An 18,468-nucleotide genomic window follows, 5' to 3' on the forward strand; every position below is an offset into this window, starting at 1 on the left:
ACAATTTTGAAGCTACTTTTTCGCGCCGGCATGAAGCGTGATATACGCGACCCGGACAAACTGGTAAGACATCTTCGCAGGGTGATGAACGCGCCTTTGGCCCCCTCTCTGCTGCCACGCGGAGTGCGACTCAAGCGAGGCAAGGTTGCAGGAATAGCTGGCCACTGGCTAGGCACCGCAGACCCACAAATCACCATACTCTACCTGCATGGTGGCGCCTTCATCGGCGGGCGGCTTGATACCTATCACCACTTTTGTGGCCGTTTGGCTCACGCCCTGAATGCGCGGGTCTTTCTTCCGGATTACCGACTAGCCCCTGAGCACCCCTTCCCGGCAGCAACGGATGACGCCTTTAATGTGTATCGTGAACTGATCGCAGACCCTCGCCCTGTGGTCATTGCGGGAGACTCTGCGGGAGGCAACCTGACGTTAGTCACATTGCTGCGTGCCCGTGATCAGCTGCTGAAAATGCCGGCTTGCGCCCTCGCCATTTCGCCGGCATCGGATGCGCGAGGCACCCTGATGTCCAGACAGGCGAATAGCGACAGCGATACCATGCTTTCCCATGGCATGATTGAGGTGGCAACGGATATCTATCTGGCCGGCGCGGACCCCGCTCACCCGTATGCCTCACCAATCACCGCGGATTTCACCGGCTTGCCCCCTCTACTTTTCACTGTCAGTAGCGAAGAGTGTCTGCGCGACGATACCCATGCAGCAGCACAATGCGCGCGAGATGCGGGGGTGCCCGTGCAGGTTCTGGAGCGCGATGATATGCCGCACGTGTGGCCCGTATTCACCTTTTTGCTACCAGAGGCAAAGCAGGACTTCCCTACCATCGTCCGAATTCTGGGAAAGTATCTGACCAGCAATAACGTCGGCAAAGCCCCATCCCAAACGGTCAATGCTAGCGATAGCGCCATAGTTGAGGTTGCATCATGAATATGGCTGCTGTTGCAATCCATAACCCTCGCCCCAGCGTTACTCCTGATCATGAAGTCATTATCATCGGCGCGGGAATTTCTGGAATTGGTGCGGCAATCCAGCTGCGTGCCGATGGCATCAAAGATATCTTGATCCTTGAGCGAAGCAAGGATGTGGGAGGAACCTGGCGCGACAACCGTTATCCGGGAATCGCTGTCGACATTACCTCGTTTACCTATTCATTTTCCTTCGAACAAAACGCAAATTGGTCTCGCGTTTTTGCGCCGGGAAACGAGCTTTACCAGTATACAAGACAGGTAACAAGCAAGTATGGCATCTACCCACTGATTCGCTTTGGTGTCGAAGTCGCTAGCGCCCGTTTTGATCTCGACAGCCATGCCTGGTTGATCGATCTTACGGATGGCAGGCGACTTAGTGCACGCCATATTGTCTCGGCCTGTGGCGGTTTGATATCACCCAAGATGCCAGATATTGAAGGGCTTGATACGTTCCAGGGCAATGTCATTCACACTGCACGCTGGCCAGATGACCTTGATCTTAGTGACAAGCGAGTAGCGGTAATAGGCACTGGCGCCACTGCAGTGCAACTGATTCCGAAAATTGCCCGCCAGGCTCGTCAACTTGACGTCTACCAGCGCACCCCCATCTGGGTGCTGAAGAAGCCGGATCAGACTCTGCCTGGCTGGCTCAAGGTATTGTTCCGAACCGTACCGGGCTTGCAACGCAGCCTTCGCGGCGCTACCGACACCGTCAGCGAAACCCTGATGGTGCTTTCCGCAATATATTACCGGCAGGCCCCCTGGCTGGTTCGCATGTGTGAAAAGGCGGGCATAAACAACCTGCGCGAACAGCTGCCCAACCGCCAGGACCTGTGGCAAGCACTGACACCGAAATACGGCTTCGGGTGCAAAAGGCCAACGTTTTCCAACGACTATTTCCGAACCTTTGCCCGAAACAACGTTGAGCTTGTCACGACCCCGATCAAGCGTATTACGTCCCGCGGCATCACCACCCAGGACGGCCGCTCACGGCGTATCGATACCTTGATCCTCGCCACCGGTTACAAAACCTTCGAGAAAGGAAATATTCCCTCGTTCGACGTCATCGGCAGCAACAACATCAATTTGGGCGATTTCTGGCATGACTACCGTTACCAGGCCTATGAAGGGTTGACCATTCCGGGCTACCCGAACTTTTACATCATGCTCGGTCCCTATGCCCTTATCGGCACCTCTTACTTCAAGATGGTCGAAGGGAATGCCATCCACCTCTCTCGCTGTATTCGCGAAGCCAACCGACGTGGAGCCAGCCAAGTGGAAATACGTCAGTCCGTCCATGACGCGTATTTCCGCAATATCCAGAAACGCCAGCAAAACACCGTGTTCCTTAACCACAACTGCGCGCTGTCGAACAGTTATTACTTCGACCATCATGGTGACGCGCCAATGCTGCGGCCCTCTACCTCTCTGGAAATGCTGTGGCGAGCCAAGCATTTACCGATGGATCACTACCGATTCAGTGTACTGGCCGGGCACACTCCCAGCAGACACGACGGCGGGAGACAAGCCTGTGAGCCACATCCCCAGCTGCCAGAGAAGGGCATTCCGGCAAAACAAACAGATAACAATTCTCAGTGACTGTGCCAGAGAAAGTGTGGAGCCTGCTTGTACATGTCACGCCAGCAGAGCTCTCCAGATCCAGTTGACCGTGCGCTTTAGCGCTGCCCAGGAGGCGTTACACCACTCGATAACCCATGCCTGGTCAGCAACAGAACACGGCATCTCGTCATAGACGACGACTGGGCGTCACGCATTAATGTGTGACATTACCGGAGCGCCAGAGCACAACGTCATTACAGTCATGGACACAGACAGCTAAGCCTGAGACCAATATTGGTTGTTTAACCAAACAAACAGAAAATCAGAACAACTCACCATCTATAACCAGAACAGCCCCCTTTAGGAGCCTGAAATGTCTGCAAAAAAAACAAAACGGTTACCTCTCCTTTTCTTCACGTGCACTACAGCATTGCTCTCACCCGGCTTGGCCATTGGCGGTGCTGGCGACGGAGCGAGCACTTATGGGCTAGGCCCGATGAATGCCGGCACTGCCTTGGCATTCAGTCCTTTTGCATCCAACAGCTGGTCGGTGTACTACAACCCGGCCGCCATGGCCCGCTCCCCGGAGGGCGAACTGGGAGTCATTGTGCAGTATGGCGACCAGGAATTACGTGCCAAATCACTGGGAGGAACAGACCCTTTGGAGCGAGAGAATGATATCCTCTCTGACACCAGTTCCGAACTATTATTAATCGGCTTCAAAAGCCGCGTCGCCGGCATTTCCAGCATCGACAAGCCCATTTACTTTGGCCTGAACGTGGGTGTAGACCAATACACATCCAACCTATTGCCCTATCAGGCCAATACCAGCCAGAAAGGGCAGTTTCTACGCTATGAATCTCAGCCACTTTATCTCGCCTTTGGTGGCGCTATCAGCAACGTCCTGAGGGGCGTTGACGTCGGCGCATCAGCACGTCTTACCCTCCAGGCCAAAGCCAACCTGGAAGCAGTTTCAGACCTTGGCGGCAACACAGACTCTGAAAAACTTTCCCTGGAAGCCTCTCCATCCCTATCACCGGCACTAGGTATCAATATCCGCTCTGGAGAAATGTTCTGCGGTACAAGCGAGTGCATGCCTTTTGGAATGGATAAGATGGAGCTGGCTCTTTTCTGGCGGGGGGAAAGTAGCTATGAGGTATCCGTGGATGCCAATGTGGTTGTGCCGGGAGTTATCCCTGAACCAGGCCTGAGCCTAGCGCTTAGTACAATTGATACCTATCAACCTGAAGTTCTCGGCGCAGCCATTTTGCTTCCCGTTGGCAAATTCGAATTGACGGCAGGCATTGAGCAGCACAATTGGTCTGCGCTTGAAAGCGAGTTTGCCGACGATACTATTCGCGATCAGGCTAATCTAGCGTTTGACGACATCACCATTCCCCGAATTGGCGTTAGCTATCAGTGGTCGGAGTCCATGAAACTCTTTGCCGGCGCAGCCCTGGAGGACTCACCTTTAAAATCCAGCCGATCCCAGGATGTTAACTATCTTGACACCGATAAAAAGGTTTTCGGTCTGGGTGCCAGCTACCGTCTGGCCAGCGCACCAATAATTGAAATGCCATTAGAACTCGCCTTCGCTTACCAGTATCAAATGCTGGATGAAGCTGATTTTGAATTGACCTCCATCAACTCTCCCACCGATCCAGATTCTTATGAAACGGTAAGGGCTGATGGTGAGATAAACGTATTTTCTGCCTCTCTGTCGCTAAAGTTTTAACAACAGACATGCGATTAATACCAGGAGAAGAGCAATGAATAATAATTCCAGCACAATCCATCAGTTTTTTACTATTCTGGCGATCGCCATAGCAGCCCTTCTGACCGGATGCGGTGGCGACAAGGGCGATGTAAACAATCCCTGGAGCACACCAGAGACACTAATTTTTTCATACCCTTATCCCGGCCAGACAGAAGTGCCAGTTACCGCGCCAGTGATCCTGCGATTTTCCTCTGCACTTGAGCAAGAGGTTATTGATGACATTGACTCACGCCTACAGCTGGCCAGTGATACTGATGGGAATACCGTCATGGTTGACTATCAAGTGGTAGACAATGGCAGAGGCCTGGCCCTGTATCCTCAATCGCAGCTGGCTCCGGCTGAAGGGTACCATCTGGTTGTCAACGATGGTGGCTTAGGAGCCATTGATGACGACTCCGTGAACCGCGTTGGCTTTCGGACTGCAGGCAGTCAAGACGGCGCATCGCAAAGCATGGGAAGCGGCTCTTTCACTCTGCTTTCAGCCACTCCTTTAGACCAACCGTCATTGCTAGAGTCAATTGATGATGCCAGGCGTCCCAACGACATGAGCACCCTCAGGATGTCGTTTAACCAGACGGTTGACCCAGTCAGCACAGCATATGGCGAAACCGGATCGGTTCAACTTCGTGACAACCTGGGCAAGCTGGTTCCCGCCTCCCTCTTCTTGCGGGGCCGTTACCTGACACTAGATCCTGAGCAAGATCTACAACCTGTTGAACACACACTGACGATTGCTGGGCTGCGCGCCCAGACTACCGGTGAACAGTTACCGGTGTACAATCGTACTTTTGTACCGAAAACGACACTTCCCCGTGCTACATCCATTCTCAAAGTTGGCAGCCTTGGAGCTGAGCAACCTGAACTAGCGTCAATTTTAACCGGCAACCCGATCAATCAGGTACCAGTACAATCCTTTGTATTGGGAGATGAATCATTTACCGTATTGAGCGGGAATCTAGCAGCAGATCTGGCTTTTGCTCCCAACTTTCCTGATGCCGTTCCTCTGCGAGTCCCCGCTGGTTCCGTACTGCGAGGCACCGACGTCGACGTCAATATACTGGGCGAAGTACCGTCCGGGCTAGAAACCGGTGAAGTCACCATCACGATACTCAGCGACGCTAATGGGTATCTGATCCCGAATCCTTTCAGTGATTCCCCATCGGTCCCCCGCTATGCCCTTCTTAATATGGATGCAGCAATGACAGCTGAGGGTACAGAACCCAATGCGGCTCTCAGCCAGAATCTGCTAAATGTGCAGGTGGCGGGTTTAGCCATTGTAAAAGATGGTGTGCTGGTACTGGATGCGGTCAGTGTGGTTGAACTTGAAGTGCTGGGCTTAGAGAGGGCATCTGGCCTGCTCTCATTTCGCATGGAGGCCTATCAAAACCAGCGCCAAGCGCCTACCCCAAGCCCAGATACACGGCCCTTGCAGCTCCAGTCTTGGGCACCGGGGGAAACGTTCCAACCCAATGCAAGACCTGGTGACCCCGTTATCCTGAACTTCAACAAACCATTGGACCCAGCTTCGGTTTTCATTGACGGTGCTGTACAGGTTTCTGTTGATGGTGTAGTAACGAAGTACCCAATGCGACACGATGGCGCCACGATTGTCATCGGGGGAGATATCCTTCAACACGGAAAAGACGTCCAGCTCGCCCTCACCAGCCTGCTCCGAGATACGCAGGGGAACCCGCTCAACCAGGACCAGACACTCAATATCCGTCTGCCGGACTTCGTTCTTCCCAATGGCAGCACCAATGAGTTACGTGCACCACTTGTCGCGGCTGTTTTTCCCGGTTACCCCTGTGCGTTAACCGATGTCGATCTTACCGGCGAAAGAGAGACTTGGCGCAATGGCCGATGTGTAGGAGGTAAAAATAGCGACCCGCTCTATCCTGTACCGAATATGTTCAAGGATTTTAGTATTCGAGTCATCTTTAGCCGCAGTATCGACGCCGACACGGTTAATGATCAGACTTTTGTTGTTGAACACTTTGATACCAACAATAACGAATGGGAGCCCATCAATGGTCGTCTCAAGGTGCTTGCCCAGAGAGTAGAGTTTTTTCCGGACAACCCCTGGCAGATTGGCGAGCTTTATCGCTACACCCTGCACTCCGAGAGGTACTACCCTGTTTGTGGCACCAATGCCATATGTTCAACCGATGGTGCACCGATACAAACACGTCAAATCTCTCAGTCCAGTTCCACAGCCCCAGAACTTAGAGAAGGAGGCCCAGACCTAACCAATCACTTCGTTGTAACAGGGGAAGAGGACCAGATCACCCGTGTATCGTTACGCTCTCTGCCGGTTGCAGATGTTAACGCTAATCTTAGTATCGATGACAACGAGCAAGGTGCGGTTCCCGACGGTAACGGCGGAGCAACTGCCGATGCCAACTTCCTAAAGCTTAGGCTAAAAAGCAGATCGGGAGTAGTAACCAGTGCCAACATTGGCTGTGGTATAGGCGAGGATTGCCCGGAAAAGAAATATGCCTTTGTCGGGTCAGGCGCGTTACAAGCGGGTGTAAGCAATTATGATTCGAATGTTAGTGTCAACCGCCGTTTAATCGACAGCAACCCCATGACGTCAAATGTAGTTACCGGCTCCGTCATCGCCAAAGTCTTCCCTACCGTTCTCTCAACGACCAGTGTCTTTCTGGAAGCTCGCGCACTGGGATTAATCACAATACCGCTGGACACCGGTCCTCTGATACTTCGATTGGCATACGAAAACAATCAACCCATTACGGGCCATATCACCGAAACCCCGGATGGCCCCTGGTTCAGTGCTACGCTTGATCTCATGGTGGATGCACCAGAGTTAGAACCACGGCTAATTATAGAACTCGGGCATGACATCCGCAGCAAAGTAATTACCGGAGTCGTCCTCGAAGGGCCCCTGCGCTTTGTCGATGATGGTCGTCTGATTCTCAAAGTCCGTAACCCCGACCCTCTCATCATACCGGCCAACATTGATCTCTTGGGAATCGGCTTGGCGGGTGTTGAGCTGGAAGTCCCCCCCCTCGGCGTAGATCTGACCTTTACCTTTTTGCCGGTAAAAGATTTTTAATATATTCCCCTTGTGCTAACGCACTTTCATGCCCCCTTTATGGGGGCTTTTTTCTGTCCTCACCGTATGCCACACCGCTGAATGATCATCAATATCGTCAAATAGGACTTTTCTTTGTGTAGAAGAAACGCTAATATTTGGTTGTTTGGCCAAATAAATAAATGCCTATAATGATGCATCCTCACGACAGCCTCGCAAGCCTTGCCTACAGCGATTCAAAGCACTCACCGGAATCTGGCAGGGATATACAGTTCCCGGGAAACGGCGGGTTGGTTCTTAGTGCAACCCAGTTCGGGGACCCGAAGTCACCGCAGGTGCTTTTGCTGCATGGCGGCGGACAGACCCGTCATGCCTGGGCGCACACGGCAACAGCTCTGGCCAGATCAGGGTACTGCGCTACCTGCATTGATGCCCGCGGTCATGGTCAAAGCCAGTGGTGCCCTGAAGGGGATTACAGCGGCACCGCGCTGGTATCAGACCTCCGCGCCATCATCCAATCACTTCCCACATCACCTTATATCGTGGGAGCGTCAATGGGCGGACTGACGGCCATGCTTACCCTTGGGGAGGAGCCCCCCTTGCCCTGTCGAGGTCTGGTACTGGTGGATGTGGCCCCACGGCTTGAGACCAAAGGCGTTCGCCGGGTGATTGAGTTCATGCGCCGCCACCCTGACGGTTTCGACTCTCTGGATCAGGTTCAGGATGCCGTGGCTGCCTATAACCCAACACGAAAAGCACCATCAAGCTCACAGGGCTTGCGAAAAAACCTCCGCCAGGACGCTAATGGCCGTCTCCATTGGCACTGGGATCCTGCGTTTCTTGATCATGCGGTAATCCCTGAAGCAAATGAAGGCATGTTCGGCCGAGCGCGACTCAATCTTGCAGCAAGCAAACTCAAATTACCGATATTACTCATCCGCGGCCATCACAGTGATGTACTCAGCGAAGCAGGAGCCCAGGAATTATTAGCCCTCGTGCCACATGCCAAGTACCGAGTAATCCATCAAGCAGGTCATATGGTAGCGGGTGACCGCAACAGTATTTTTACCGGAGCAGTGCTGGACTTTCTTCAGCACCTTGACCCGCAAGGAAATCACATACGCTCCACCGATCGGAGACTTACACCATGAAACATAAACACCTCGACGTGCTGATCATTGGCGCGGGCCTTTCCGGCGTCGGTGCGGCTTGTCACCTAAGCCGCAAGTGCCCAGATCTACGCTATGGCATCCTTGAGCGACGCAAGCGCGTTGGTGGCACCTGGGATTTATTTCGCTATCCCGGCATCCGTTCGGACTCCGATATGTTCACACTCGGCTATAACTTTCGGCCTTGGACAGACACCAAGATGCTTGCCGATGGCCCCTCTATTCGCAATTACATCGAAGAAACCGCTGAGCATCATCAGGTCCACAAGAAAATTCATTTTGGCCTGAAAGTCACTGCCGAGGACTGGAGCAGCGAATTCAATCGCTGGACGGTTACCGCGTTGAACGAGGAAACCGGTGAAGAAGAAGTTTTCACCGCTGGGTTTGTCCTCAACTGTACCGGTTATTATAACTATGACGCCGGCTACACACCGAAAATTCCTGGAATCAATCGCTTTGGCGGCGACGTAATTCACCCGCAGCACTGGCCAGCTGACTACGACTATACGGGTAAGCGAGTTGTCGTGATCGGCAGCGGCGCCACCGCCGTAACACTGGTGCCCGCGATGACCGACCGCGCTGCGCATGTCACCATGTTACAGCGCTCCCCTACTTATGTTGCCTCCGTCCCTGAGCAAGATCTCATCTCGAAAAACCTGCGCCGAGTACTGCCAGAAATGCTTGTTTACCGCATGGCGCGCACACGCAATATCCTGCTGCAGAGAACCGTATTTAACCTATCGATTCGTAAGCCCAAAGCGATCCGCAGATTACTGCTGGCCGCTGCTCGCAAACAACTGGGGCCGGATATCGACATGAAGCATTTTCAACCTCACTACAACCCATGGGAGGAACGAATGTGCGCAGTTCCCAAGGGGGATCTGTTCAAGGTGCTTCGTGAAGGCAAGGCTTCCGTGGTGACGGATCATATAAAAAATGTCACCAAAACCGGTATAAAACTGGAATCTGGGGATTGGATACCTGCCGATATTATCGTCACAGCTACCGGTCTGGATTTGCAAATGTTGGGCGGCGCAGAGCTACGTGTTGATGGTAAGCACGTCAATCTCTCAAACACCATGATGTACAAAGGCTTAATGCTGGAAAAAGTGCCTAATATGGCACTGGTCTTTGGCTATACCAACGCGTCCTGGACCCTCAAGGCAGATATTGCCTCCGAATTTGTTTGTCGGCTTCTCAAGCATATGCGCAAGACAGGCGCAGAAAAGGTGACCCCTATCGACGAGGAAGGGTGTGGCTCTGATGTCAACTTTCTCAACCTTCGCTCTGGCTACATTCAACGTGCTGATGACCGCCTGCCACGCCAAGGCAACAAAGATCCTTGGCAAAACCTCAACGATTATCTTCACGACCTGCCGGCGCTTCGTTATGGAAAAATGAATGATGGCCACCTTAAATTCGAAACGACAAACCTACATAAAACGAAACGCAATCTCGTCCAAAAACTTCTGAGCAACACACTCAATATAGAGGCGCAACGATGAAATCATTTTCAGGAAAAGTCGCGGCGATCACTGGCGCCGGGTCGGGCATCGGGCAAGCCACGGCGATTGCTCTAGCAAAAGAAGGCTGCCACTTAGCGATCTCTGATATCAGCGAAGAAAGCCTAGAGAAGACGGTCGAATTACTGGCAGGCTACGCCGTCAACATCAGCACTCATGTTGTTGATGTCAGCAACAAAAATGCGGTTTATCAATACGCGGAAGATACCGTCTCAACACACGGAAAAGTAAATCTCATCATGAACAATGCCGGTGTGGGACTGGGTGAGACCGTCGAGAACATGAGCTATGAAAACTTTGAATGGCTGATGAATATCAATTTCTGGGGTGTCGTATACGGTACAAAGGCATTTCTTCCCCATCTCCAGAAAATAGGTGAAGGCCATATCGTCAACATCTCCAGCGTTTTCGGCATTATCGGTGTTCCAACCCAGTCAGCCTACAACGCCGCAAAATTTGCTGTTCGCGGATTTACAGAATCATTACGTGAAGAGCTGGATATCGCGGGCGGCCTTGTCAGCGCGACTTGCGTTCATCCAGGTGGAGTAAAGACCAACATCGCGCGTAATAGTCGCATGGGAGACATGGGCAGCATGAACATGGGCGACAAAGAAGAGATTGCCAGCATGTTCGAAAAAATTGCCATGACCACACCCGAAGCTGCCGCTAGAACCATCCTGAAAGGCGTGCGAAAAAACCGGCGAAGAGTTTTGGTAGGCGGTGACGCGGTCATGCTGGACACCACACAGAGACTGATACCCACAGGCTACCAACGCTTGCTTGAAATTATGTTTAAAAAACAGCAAAGCAGCAAAAATAAAAAAACGCACCAGGGCATGGCCTGACATTTTTCTCTTTAACTATCACATTATTGATTGGAGGCGATATGCGCTCGTCTAATACGGTAAAAAGCATTAAGAAACTCAGCGGCGCGCTGGTGGGCATTCCACCGCGTCATATCAATTTTCAATTTCCAGATTCCATTCCAAAGTATTTTTATGCTGGAAATGCCACAGCAACGACTTTCTTTGCCATGCTCTCCGGGTTTTTCCCACCTGGTGAACGCTATTTCATGGAGTCTGTTAGACACTTTCGTGGTCAGGTTAAGGACGAATCTCTACGGGCGGCCATATCGGGCTTCATGGGACAGGAGGCCATTCACGGACGAGAGCATGACAGGCTGAACCAGATTCTCGCCGAGTACGGCTATGACATGCAGTCGCCAGATCGGTTTGTCAAAATTGGCTTGGCCATACTAGAGAAGTTGCCGCCGAGCACTCGGCTAGCCGCCACCACGTTTATGGAGCACTTTACTGCGCTTCTCGCCGAGCAGCTGCTTGAAGACGAGAATTTTGTACGCCAGGCAGACCCTGAAATGCTCAAAATATGGCAGTGGCATGCGCTCGAAGAGCTGGAACACAAATCTGTTGCCTACGACGTATATGAGCTTATTGGTAACAGCCGTACAGAGCGCGTGGCTGCAGCCCTCGCCTCGATGGTCGTCTTGCTGCCGATGCTGGGCATCACCTGGAGCTGGATGCTTGTCAAAGACGGCCAGCTCGGCAACATCAGCGATAATGTTAAAGGTCTGAATATTTTGCTAGGTCGTAACGGGTTTATATCGCAAATCCTTTCGCGCCTTCCTGAGTTCATTCAGCCGGATTTCCACCCAGATCAACATGACACCAAAGGGCTGGAAAAACTGTGGCGTGAGAAGTTGTTCGCTGAAGGTGGCCAACTGCATGAGCTGTATAGCAATCCGGCGGCATAATAATGCTCAAGGGGGTTTAGGGAACCTCTGAATAGTTGACGACTCTGTCACCACCGTTTGCTAAAAGACACACAAAAAAATGCCGGAATTGCTTCCATGCAACTCCGGCATTACACCTTTTATCATAGCTTTTCTCTAGCCGATCTTTATTGCGCATCCTCTAGAATGAATTGTGCCGCTCGCTCGCCAATCATCATACATGGCGCGTTCGTATTACCACTGATCAACAATGGCATGACCGAGGCATCCGCGACACGCAACCCCTTCACACCGTTTACCCGCAGACGGACATCCACCACCGCTTTTTCATCACTACCCATTCGGCAAGTGCCGACGGGATGGTAGATTGTTTCAGCGCGCTGGCGAATATCCGCATCAATCTGGTCATCACTCTCCACGCTGGAAGCCGGTTCGTCATCACCGCCAAAAGCAGAGCTGAAAGAATGACTGTGAAACACTTTTCTGGCTAGTTTCACGCCTTCACGGAGCACAAGAATATCGTCAGGATGAGAAAGATAGTTTGGGTCTATCAAAGGCGCAGTAAATGGATCGCTATTGGCCAATCGAATCTGTCCTCGACTCTTAGGCCTGAGTTGGCACACATGAATCGTACAACCAAACCCTGGCGTCAACTGACGTCCATGATCTCGAAGATAAGCCGGTAAAAAGTGTAGCTGAGCATCCGGACGATCCGGCTCGCTGAGCAGGCTGACAAAAGCCCCTGCTTCCGCCGCGTTACTGGCAAGAAAGCCGCGCCGATGACGAAAATACTGGTAGAAGGCACTAATCAGCCGAGGTATAAAAAACGGTGACATGCCGATTGATTGACGGCTTTTGTCCCTGATCATGACGGTCATATCAAGGTGATCTTGAAGGTTCTCCCCAACTTCCGGCGAGTCTTGCAAACAGGTGATGCCGATTTTCGATAGGTGCTCTCGCTCTCCAATACCCGACAACATCAGCAACTGAGGGGTATTGATCGCCCCACCGGACAGGATGACTTCTTTGTTCGTACCAATGACCGATTGAGCACCATCACTATCACAAATTTCGACGCCAATCGCCCTGCCGCAATCCAGTAACACCTTGGTTACCTGCACATCCGTCATGATGTGCAGGTTATCGCGGCCACGTGCAGGATCCAGGAAAGCACGCGCGGCACTCCATCGGCGCCCTTCTTTTTGTGTTACCTGAAACCGGCCAAAGCCTTTCTGTTCCGGCCCGTTAAAATCATCGTTTCGGGTATAACCCAGCTCTTCACCGGACTTAATAAACAGCGGGGTTAACGGGTTAACATCCCTGACTCGGGTAACATTCAGTGGCCCACCCACACCATGCCAATTGTCAGCGGAGTATTGTTCATTGTTTTCATGTGCATTGAATACCGGCTGCACATCTTTCCACGCCCACCCTGTTGCGCCTTGCGCTGCCCAGTCATCATAGTCTTGTTGTTGGCCTCGAATGTAGACCATGGCATTGATTGAGCTGCTGCCCCCCAGTGTTTTTCCTCGCGGCCAGTAGAGGCGTCTTTTATTAAGGTGACTCTGTGGCGCGGTGTCGTAGCCCCAGTTTCGCTTTCCTTGTTTAATTAGACCGATGAGACCAAACGGAATATTAATAAAACCGCTATTATCGTGGGGGCCGGCCTCAATAAGACAAACGGAATACTTGCCGCACTCGCTTAACCGGTTGGCAAGAACACAGCCCGAAGAGCCCGCCCCCACGACGATAAAATCAAACGACTTCATTTTGGTTCTCCCCCGCCTGAATAAACCGTGACATGTGGTGCTCTCGGTCGCCATGACTCAATGACGCATGTGTCACCAGACGGAAGTAATGGCCAATGTTCAGCTCTTCCGTAACACCAACGCCACCATGGATCTGGATACCTTGCTGAGTGATACCAACGGCCTGGTTTGCGTAGTAAGCCTTTGCCGCCGCTGTCGCGCGCCCGCGCTCACAGACGTTTGCGCTCTCTCCTTTTACTGACACCATCAAGAGCATGGATTCCAGCTGCTGGAGATCAATAAACGCATCAACAAGGTAGTGCTGGATTACCTGAAAACTGCCAATCGTTGTACCAAACTGTTTACGCGTTCGAGCGTATTCCAGAGTGGCCTGATACACCTCTCGGCAGGCGCCGTACATACGTGCGCAGTCCAATGCGCACAGATAATCGAACCAGGCAGAAACCGCCTGCTTTGCCGCATCACCACGACACAAAACCATTTCGTCTGTGATGAGCACATCATCAAGCGTCAAACTGGCAGCACGGCTTCCATCGAGCAGTCGATATCTTTCAACGCCACAGGCGTCGAAAGGTAGCGCGACAATGACCAACTCATCACCAGACATAGCGGAGACGAGCACGGTGTCTGCAACGCCACCATCAGACACAACGTGCTTCTGCCCGGAAAGTCGTTCTCCGTTTAGCCTCAAGGAAGGGTTCAGCACGTGATAACCGGCATGCCGGTCATAAAGGCCGCAAGCCACACGTGCCTCACCAGCAATAATGCGATCAAGCAACGCCAAGGATGTTGGCGTATTGGCGCACTCCAATAACTTGCCGGGGGAAACAATTAAATCGACAAAAGGGTCAAGACAAAGCGCGGCTCCTAACTCCTGAACAATGGCGCACACGTCAAGCAATGAGCCGCCATACCCTCCAACAGATTCAGCAAACGGAAGGCCAAACCAACCCAAATCATTCATGGCCTGCCAGCGATTCGCTTCAAGGTGATTACTCTCATTCAACTGTGCAATGTAGGTGTCAAATGAATAGTTATCTTTAAGATAACGGCGCGCGGTATCCGCAATCATGGTGGTATTTTCGGGTAACTTGAAATCCATTTTTCACCTCACAATCCGAGCAACATCTTCGCCAACACGTTTTTCTGGATCTCGTTAGATCCACCATAGATGGTGCACGCACGCAGGAAGTTATAGCGGCGACTGGCCTGATTAAAAATTTGCTCACCAATGGGCTCCTCGTTATCCCATGGCAAAGACATCAAACCTCCGATTTCCACCATCGCCTGGGAAACCCTTTGCTGTAGTTCCGTGCCTTTGATTTTCAGTCCTGACGATTCTGGGCCGAACGGCTTGCCTTCATCTGTGGCAGCAACGGTGCGAAAGTTGGTGTATTCCAGCGCCATAAGATCGACTTCCAATCCAGCCAACCGACGCACCGCCAACTGCTTATCTGTTTCCGTTGGTAGCGCATCGATAGCACTTTTAAGGCGATTGATTTCGTAGTGAATATCCGCCACACCGGCAATGGTGGTGCGTTCGTGGGTAAGAAGAAACTTGGCAATGGTCCACCCCATTCCTTCTTGACCCACCAAATTTTCCACAGGCACTTTCACGTCGGTAAAATAGACTTCGTTAAGGTGATGATGCCCATCAATTGAATAAATCGGCCGTACTTCAAGCCCGGGGGTTTTCATATCGATCAGCAGGAATGAAATGCCCTGCTGCTGTTTCACGGTGCTATCCGTTCGCACCAAGCAAAACATCATGTCCGCCCAATGGGCCTGTGTCGTCCAGATTTTTTGACCATTAACCAAATAATGGTCGCCATTACGCGTGGCTCGCGTTTTTAACGAGGCCAGATCTGAGCCCGCATTGGGCTCAGAATAACCCTGGCACCATAGCGTTTCGCCACGCTGAATGCCGGGCAACCACCGTTCCTTCTGTGCTTCAGAACCGAAGGTATATAGCACCGGCCCAACCATAGCCACACCAAAAGGGCTTGTTGGCGGTGCCCCTGCCGAGGCGCGCTCCTGATCGAAAATATACCGCTGGGTTGCGCTCCACCCCGGGCCACCAAATTGTTCTGGCCAAGTAGACGTGAGCCAACCTTGACTGCCCAGCAAACGCTCCCATCGTTGCTGCATATTCTTATCTAACATCGCTCCTCGGGCAGTACAGCGCCGAATATCATCAGGCACATTTTCCTTCATCCACTGCCGGATACTCTTACGAAATTCTTTTTCTTCATTACTGAAATCCAGATTCATGGAAGCCTCCAAGCCAATAAATTTCGCAATACAAGGTTATCGATTACTCAATTAACCTGTTTACCGTTGTTCTCCCAAAAGGGGGCTCGCAGTTCGTTTTTCAGCACCTTGCCTGCCCCACTCACCGGCAACGACTCGGCCTTAAACTCAACGCTACGAGGCACTTTGTAACCTGCAATTCGTTCACGGCAATGTTCGATAATCTCTGCCTCATTAGCGCGCTCTCCTTCACGCAGCACCACGATTGCATGCACAGCTTCACCCCAGCGCTCATCAGGAATACCGATTACCGCGCACTCCTGTACCGCAGGATGGCCATAAATGGCACCCTCAACTTCAACAGAAAAAATATTTTCTCCACCGCTAATTACCATGTCCTTGGCTCGATCAACGATGAAGACAAAGCCATCCTCGTCCATGTAGCCAAGGTCGCCGGTATGTAGCCAACCATTGCGCAAGGTATCAGCGGTTGTTGATTCCATTCCCCAGTAACCCAACATGACGTTTGGTCCCCGCGCACATATTTCGCCAACCGTACCTTGAGATACCACCTGATCATTTTCATCAAGCACCAACACCTCCACACCCAGTGCTGCGCGACCGGCGCTACGTAATTTTTCTCCGCCGGGAATGTGATGTTCTGGCCCGAGTGAGGTAATGATTGGGGAGGCTTCGGTCTGACCATAGCCCTGAGCAAATGACACTGTCGGCATTTGTTCCATAGCACTAATCAATACCGCCTCTGGCATTGGCGAGGCGCCATACAGCATGCGTTTTATGCTGCTGACATCGTAATTGGCGATGCGACCAGATGAGGCTAGAAGATTGACCATGGTCGGCACCAGCAGGGTGTTCGTGACTTTCTCCTGCTCAATGAAAGCCAGCACTTCATCAACATCAAAGCGAGGAACAATGCCATGTGTCCCCGCAGCCAGTGTCACGGCGAACGTGCTGGCCATATCAGCCAAGTGGAACATGGGCCCGGCATGCATATATATGGTGTCACTGTCATAGCCCATCTCGGCAACCACGTTCAGGGCATTGAATACCAGGTTGTCATGACTCAGCATCACGCCTTTTGACCGCCCAGTGGTACCACCGGTATAAAACAGCCCCGCCAGATCGTCACCGCCAGCATTGGCGTCACGGATTCGACCGGCGTTGGCGACAAGGGATTCATAATCAATACACCCTTGTGGACACTCACCCTCACCCATGAAGACAACATGCTTGATAGACTCAAGCTGTGGCTGTAGGGATGGCAGCAATGCTGCAAAGGTGTCATCAACGAAAAGCACTTTAGAACCTGAGTCATTCAAGGTATAGGCGATTTCAGGTGGTGCGAGCCGAATATTGACGGGATTCACTGCCGCACCGGCCCACGGCACTGCATAGAAATACTCCAGGTAGCGATCGCTGTTTAATGCCAGTATGGCAACCCTGTCACCCGCATTGATGCCCAGACTTAGCAACCCGTTAGCAAGGCATGCGATACGGTCTTCAAACTCTCGCCAGGTTTGCCGCCGACCAGCAAAAACGGTAGCCGTACCTTGGCCGTTTAATTGAACCGCACGGCGCAAAGTCTGTGAAATATACATAACAGAACTCCTCTATTGAGGCAGAAAAGGAAGGGGGGAGGGTTGTTTATAGATTGGATTAGCTGGAAGCGAAGGCTCTCTTATAAATGAAGCGACCTCGGGAAACCTGGGCGCCATCAAGAAACACATCCACAACAACCACAATGAAGCGCTTTCCTTCACGAATAATGTTCGGCTTGGCCACCAACGTACCCGCAAAGGCCGGGCGCAAATAATCCAGAGTCATACTTGAACATACTGGTTTATTTTGTTCAGTCTGATTCGCTGTTAAGTGCGCGCCAGCAACAAGCTCCGCGAAGCTTGCGATAATACCGCCATGAAAAGTCTTGATCAGAGGGTTGCCAATGTGCTGCTCGCGAAACGGCATTTTATAGGTTGCTTCGCCGTTATCGTCCGAAGCCGTCATACCAAGAAATTTTTCGTATGGTGATACATCGCCGACCACAGTAGAGAGAGCGGTTACCCTTTCTGTTTCGAAGCTGATGATTCCTTCATCATCGATTGTTTTTTTCTTGGAGGGGGCTCTCTTATTGCCAGCATTCACAGATTGATCAAAGGACGGGCCTGCCGTTCCTATCGCAAAACTGCCTGATACCGACGCCAGCAAATTGCCGCCATCACGCCCAAATGCCTCTCCACGGACATAGGCAATATTTTCTTCAACTGCAAAACAGGTGACATTACATGCCACCCCTTCGCCAGCCTCGGGGTTAGCGATGAAATCAACGCGCAAGTCAATTGTCGCAATTGGGCGCATGTCGCCGAGGCGCACAAAAATCGCCAAACCACATGCCGTATCAAGCAAGGTAGCGATGGCTCCCCGATGAAGCTTTCCCTGTTGATCACAAACCACTTCCACACAAGGCATGCTCATTACCGCGCCATCTTTGGTAATGTCATCCATTGTGATATTAAAAGCATTAAAAAGAGGGTGTGCCGATCCAAAAAAAGCTTTGGCGGCAAGCATTTTATTTGCTATTTTTTTCTCGGCTGTCATTTTTTTCGCAACTTAATAT

General features: G+C 51.8%; 13 protein-coding genes. 8 read left to right on the forward strand and 5 right to left on the reverse strand.

The annotated features are described in order from the left end of the window. The first annotated feature begins 30 nt into the window (after window positions 1-30). The 8 genes from Y5S_RS12810 (at window position 31) to Y5S_RS12845 (ending at window position 11,835) form a co-directional block, all read left to right on the forward strand. Window positions 31-942 (forward strand): alpha/beta hydrolase, encoded by a 912-nt coding sequence (locus Y5S_RS12810; RefSeq protein ID WP_230457773.1) that lies wholly within the window; start codon window positions 31-33, stop codon window positions 940-942. Beyond that, window positions 939-2,582, forward strand: a complete 1,644-nt coding sequence (locus Y5S_RS12815) for a flavin-containing monooxygenase (protein WP_035233474.1) — start codon at window positions 939-941, stop codon at window positions 2,580-2,582. The genes Y5S_RS12810 and Y5S_RS12815 overlap by 4 nt, the downstream gene beginning before the upstream one ends. Window positions 2,583-2,916: 334 nt before the next feature. After that, window positions 2,917-4,278, forward strand: coding sequence for an OmpP1/FadL family transporter (locus Y5S_RS12820; protein WP_035233475.1), 1,362 nt, complete (start codon window positions 2,917-2,919; stop codon window positions 4,276-4,278). Between the two features lie 34 nt (window positions 4,279-4,312). After that, window positions 4,313-7,393: an Ig-like domain-containing protein gene (locus tag Y5S_RS12825; protein ID WP_035233476.1), complete on the forward strand. Its 3,081-nt coding sequence runs from the start codon at window positions 4,313-4,315 to the stop codon at window positions 7,391-7,393. A 269-nt stretch (window positions 7,394-7,662) separates the two neighbouring features. Beyond that, window positions 7,663-8,523 carry an alpha/beta fold hydrolase gene (locus tag Y5S_RS12830; protein WP_231552686.1) on the forward strand — a complete coding sequence of 287 codons (861 nt, stop codon included), beginning with the start codon at window positions 7,663-7,665 and terminating at the stop codon, window positions 8,521-8,523. Continuing rightward, window positions 8,520-10,046, forward strand: coding sequence for a flavin-containing monooxygenase (locus Y5S_RS12835; RefSeq protein WP_035233477.1), 1,527 nt, complete (start codon window positions 8,520-8,522; stop codon window positions 10,044-10,046). Before Y5S_RS12830 ends, Y5S_RS12835 begins: the two co-directional genes overlap by 4 nt. Next, window positions 10,043-10,909, forward strand: coding sequence for an SDR family NAD(P)-dependent oxidoreductase (locus Y5S_RS12840; RefSeq protein ID WP_007150445.1), 867 nt, complete (start codon window positions 10,043-10,045; stop codon window positions 10,907-10,909). The genes Y5S_RS12835 and Y5S_RS12840 overlap by 4 nt, the downstream gene beginning before the upstream one ends. A 41-nt stretch (window positions 10,910-10,950) precedes the next feature. Then, the gene (locus Y5S_RS12845; RefSeq protein WP_035233479.1) at window positions 10,951-11,835 is read left to right on the forward strand and encodes a metal-dependent hydrolase; all 885 of its coding nucleotides are present in this window, start codon (window positions 10,951-10,953) and stop codon (window positions 11,833-11,835) included. A 146-nt stretch (window positions 11,836-11,981) separates the two neighbouring features. Here the strand turns inward: Y5S_RS12845 and Y5S_RS12850 are convergent, their stop codons facing one another. Genes Y5S_RS12850 through Y5S_RS19200 form a run of 5 tightly spaced genes read right to left on the reverse strand, consistent with a single transcriptional unit; the run spans window position 11,982 to window position 18,449 of the window. Beyond that, window positions 11,982-13,583 carry a GMC family oxidoreductase gene (locus Y5S_RS12850; RefSeq protein ID WP_035233481.1) on the reverse strand — a complete coding sequence of 534 codons (1,602 nt, stop codon included), beginning with the start codon at window positions 13,581-13,583 and terminating at the stop codon, window positions 11,982-11,984. Further along, on the reverse strand, window positions 13,570-14,685 hold the full coding sequence (locus Y5S_RS12855) for an acyl-CoA dehydrogenase family protein (protein WP_035233483.1): 1,116 nt from the start codon (window positions 14,683-14,685) through the stop codon (window positions 13,570-13,572). Before Y5S_RS12855 ends, Y5S_RS12850 begins: the two co-directional genes overlap by 14 nt. 8 nt (window positions 14,686-14,693) lie before the next feature. Further along, window positions 14,694-15,854 (reverse strand): acyl-CoA dehydrogenase family protein, encoded by a 1,161-nt coding sequence (locus Y5S_RS12860; RefSeq protein WP_035233484.1) that lies wholly within the window; start codon window positions 15,852-15,854, stop codon window positions 14,694-14,696. A 47-nt stretch (window positions 15,855-15,901) separates the two neighbouring features. Continuing rightward, window positions 15,902-17,452: a long-chain-fatty-acid--CoA ligase gene (locus Y5S_RS12865; protein ID WP_035233485.1), complete on the reverse strand. Its 1,551-nt coding sequence runs from the start codon at window positions 17,450-17,452 to the stop codon at window positions 15,902-15,904. 58 nt (window positions 17,453-17,510) lie between these two features. Beyond that, entirely contained in the window at window positions 17,511-18,449 is a 939-nt protein-coding gene (locus Y5S_RS19200) for a PaaI family thioesterase (RefSeq protein WP_052041592.1), read from the reverse strand. Between the last annotated feature and the right edge of the window lie 19 nt (window positions 18,450-18,468).

The organism is Alcanivorax nanhaiticus (genome assembly GCF_000756665.1).
GTDB lineage: Bacteria > Pseudomonadota > Gammaproteobacteria > Pseudomonadales > Alcanivoracaceae > Alcanivorax > Alcanivorax nanhaiticus.

Bases quoted from the DNA above. Each gene is read 5' to 3' on its own strand.
- Y5S_RS12820 (WP_035233475.1), top strand. From the start codon at position 2,917: ATGTCTGCAAAAAAAACAAAACGGTTACCTCTCCTTTTCTTCACGTGC.
- Y5S_RS12850 (WP_035233481.1), bottom strand. From the start codon at position 13,583: ATGAAGTCGTTTGATTTTATCGTCGTGGGGGCGGGCTCTTCGGGCTGT.
- Y5S_RS12845 (WP_035233479.1), top strand. From the start codon at position 10,951: ATGCGCTCGTCTAATACGGTAAAAAGCATTAAGAAACTCAGCGGCGCG.
- Y5S_RS12825 (WP_035233476.1), top strand. From the start codon at position 4,313: ATGAATAATAATTCCAGCACAATCCATCAGTTTTTTACTATTCTGGCG.
- Y5S_RS12860 (WP_035233484.1), bottom strand. From the start codon at position 15,854: ATGAATCTGGATTTCAGTAATGAAGAAAAAGAATTTCGTAAGAGTATC.
- Y5S_RS19200 (WP_052041592.1), bottom strand. From the start codon at position 18,449: ATGACAGCCGAGAAAAAAATAGCAAATAAAATGCTTGCCGCCAAAGCT.
- Y5S_RS12865 (WP_035233485.1), bottom strand. From the start codon at position 17,452: ATGTATATTTCACAGACTTTGCGCCGTGCGGTTCAATTAAACGGCCAA.
- Y5S_RS12855 (WP_035233483.1), bottom strand. From the start codon at position 14,685: ATGGATTTCAAGTTACCCGAAAATACCACCATGATTGCGGATACCGCG.
- Y5S_RS12810 (WP_230457773.1), top strand. From the start codon at position 31: ATGAAGCGTGATATACGCGACCCGGACAAACTGGTAAGACATCTTCGC.
- Y5S_RS12840 (WP_007150445.1), top strand. From the start codon at position 10,043: ATGAAATCATTTTCAGGAAAAGTCGCGGCGATCACTGGCGCCGGGTCG.
- Y5S_RS12815 (WP_035233474.1), top strand. From the start codon at position 939: ATGAATATGGCTGCTGTTGCAATCCATAACCCTCGCCCCAGCGTTACT.
- Y5S_RS12835 (WP_035233477.1), top strand. From the start codon at position 8,520: ATGAAACATAAACACCTCGACGTGCTGATCATTGGCGCGGGCCTTTCC.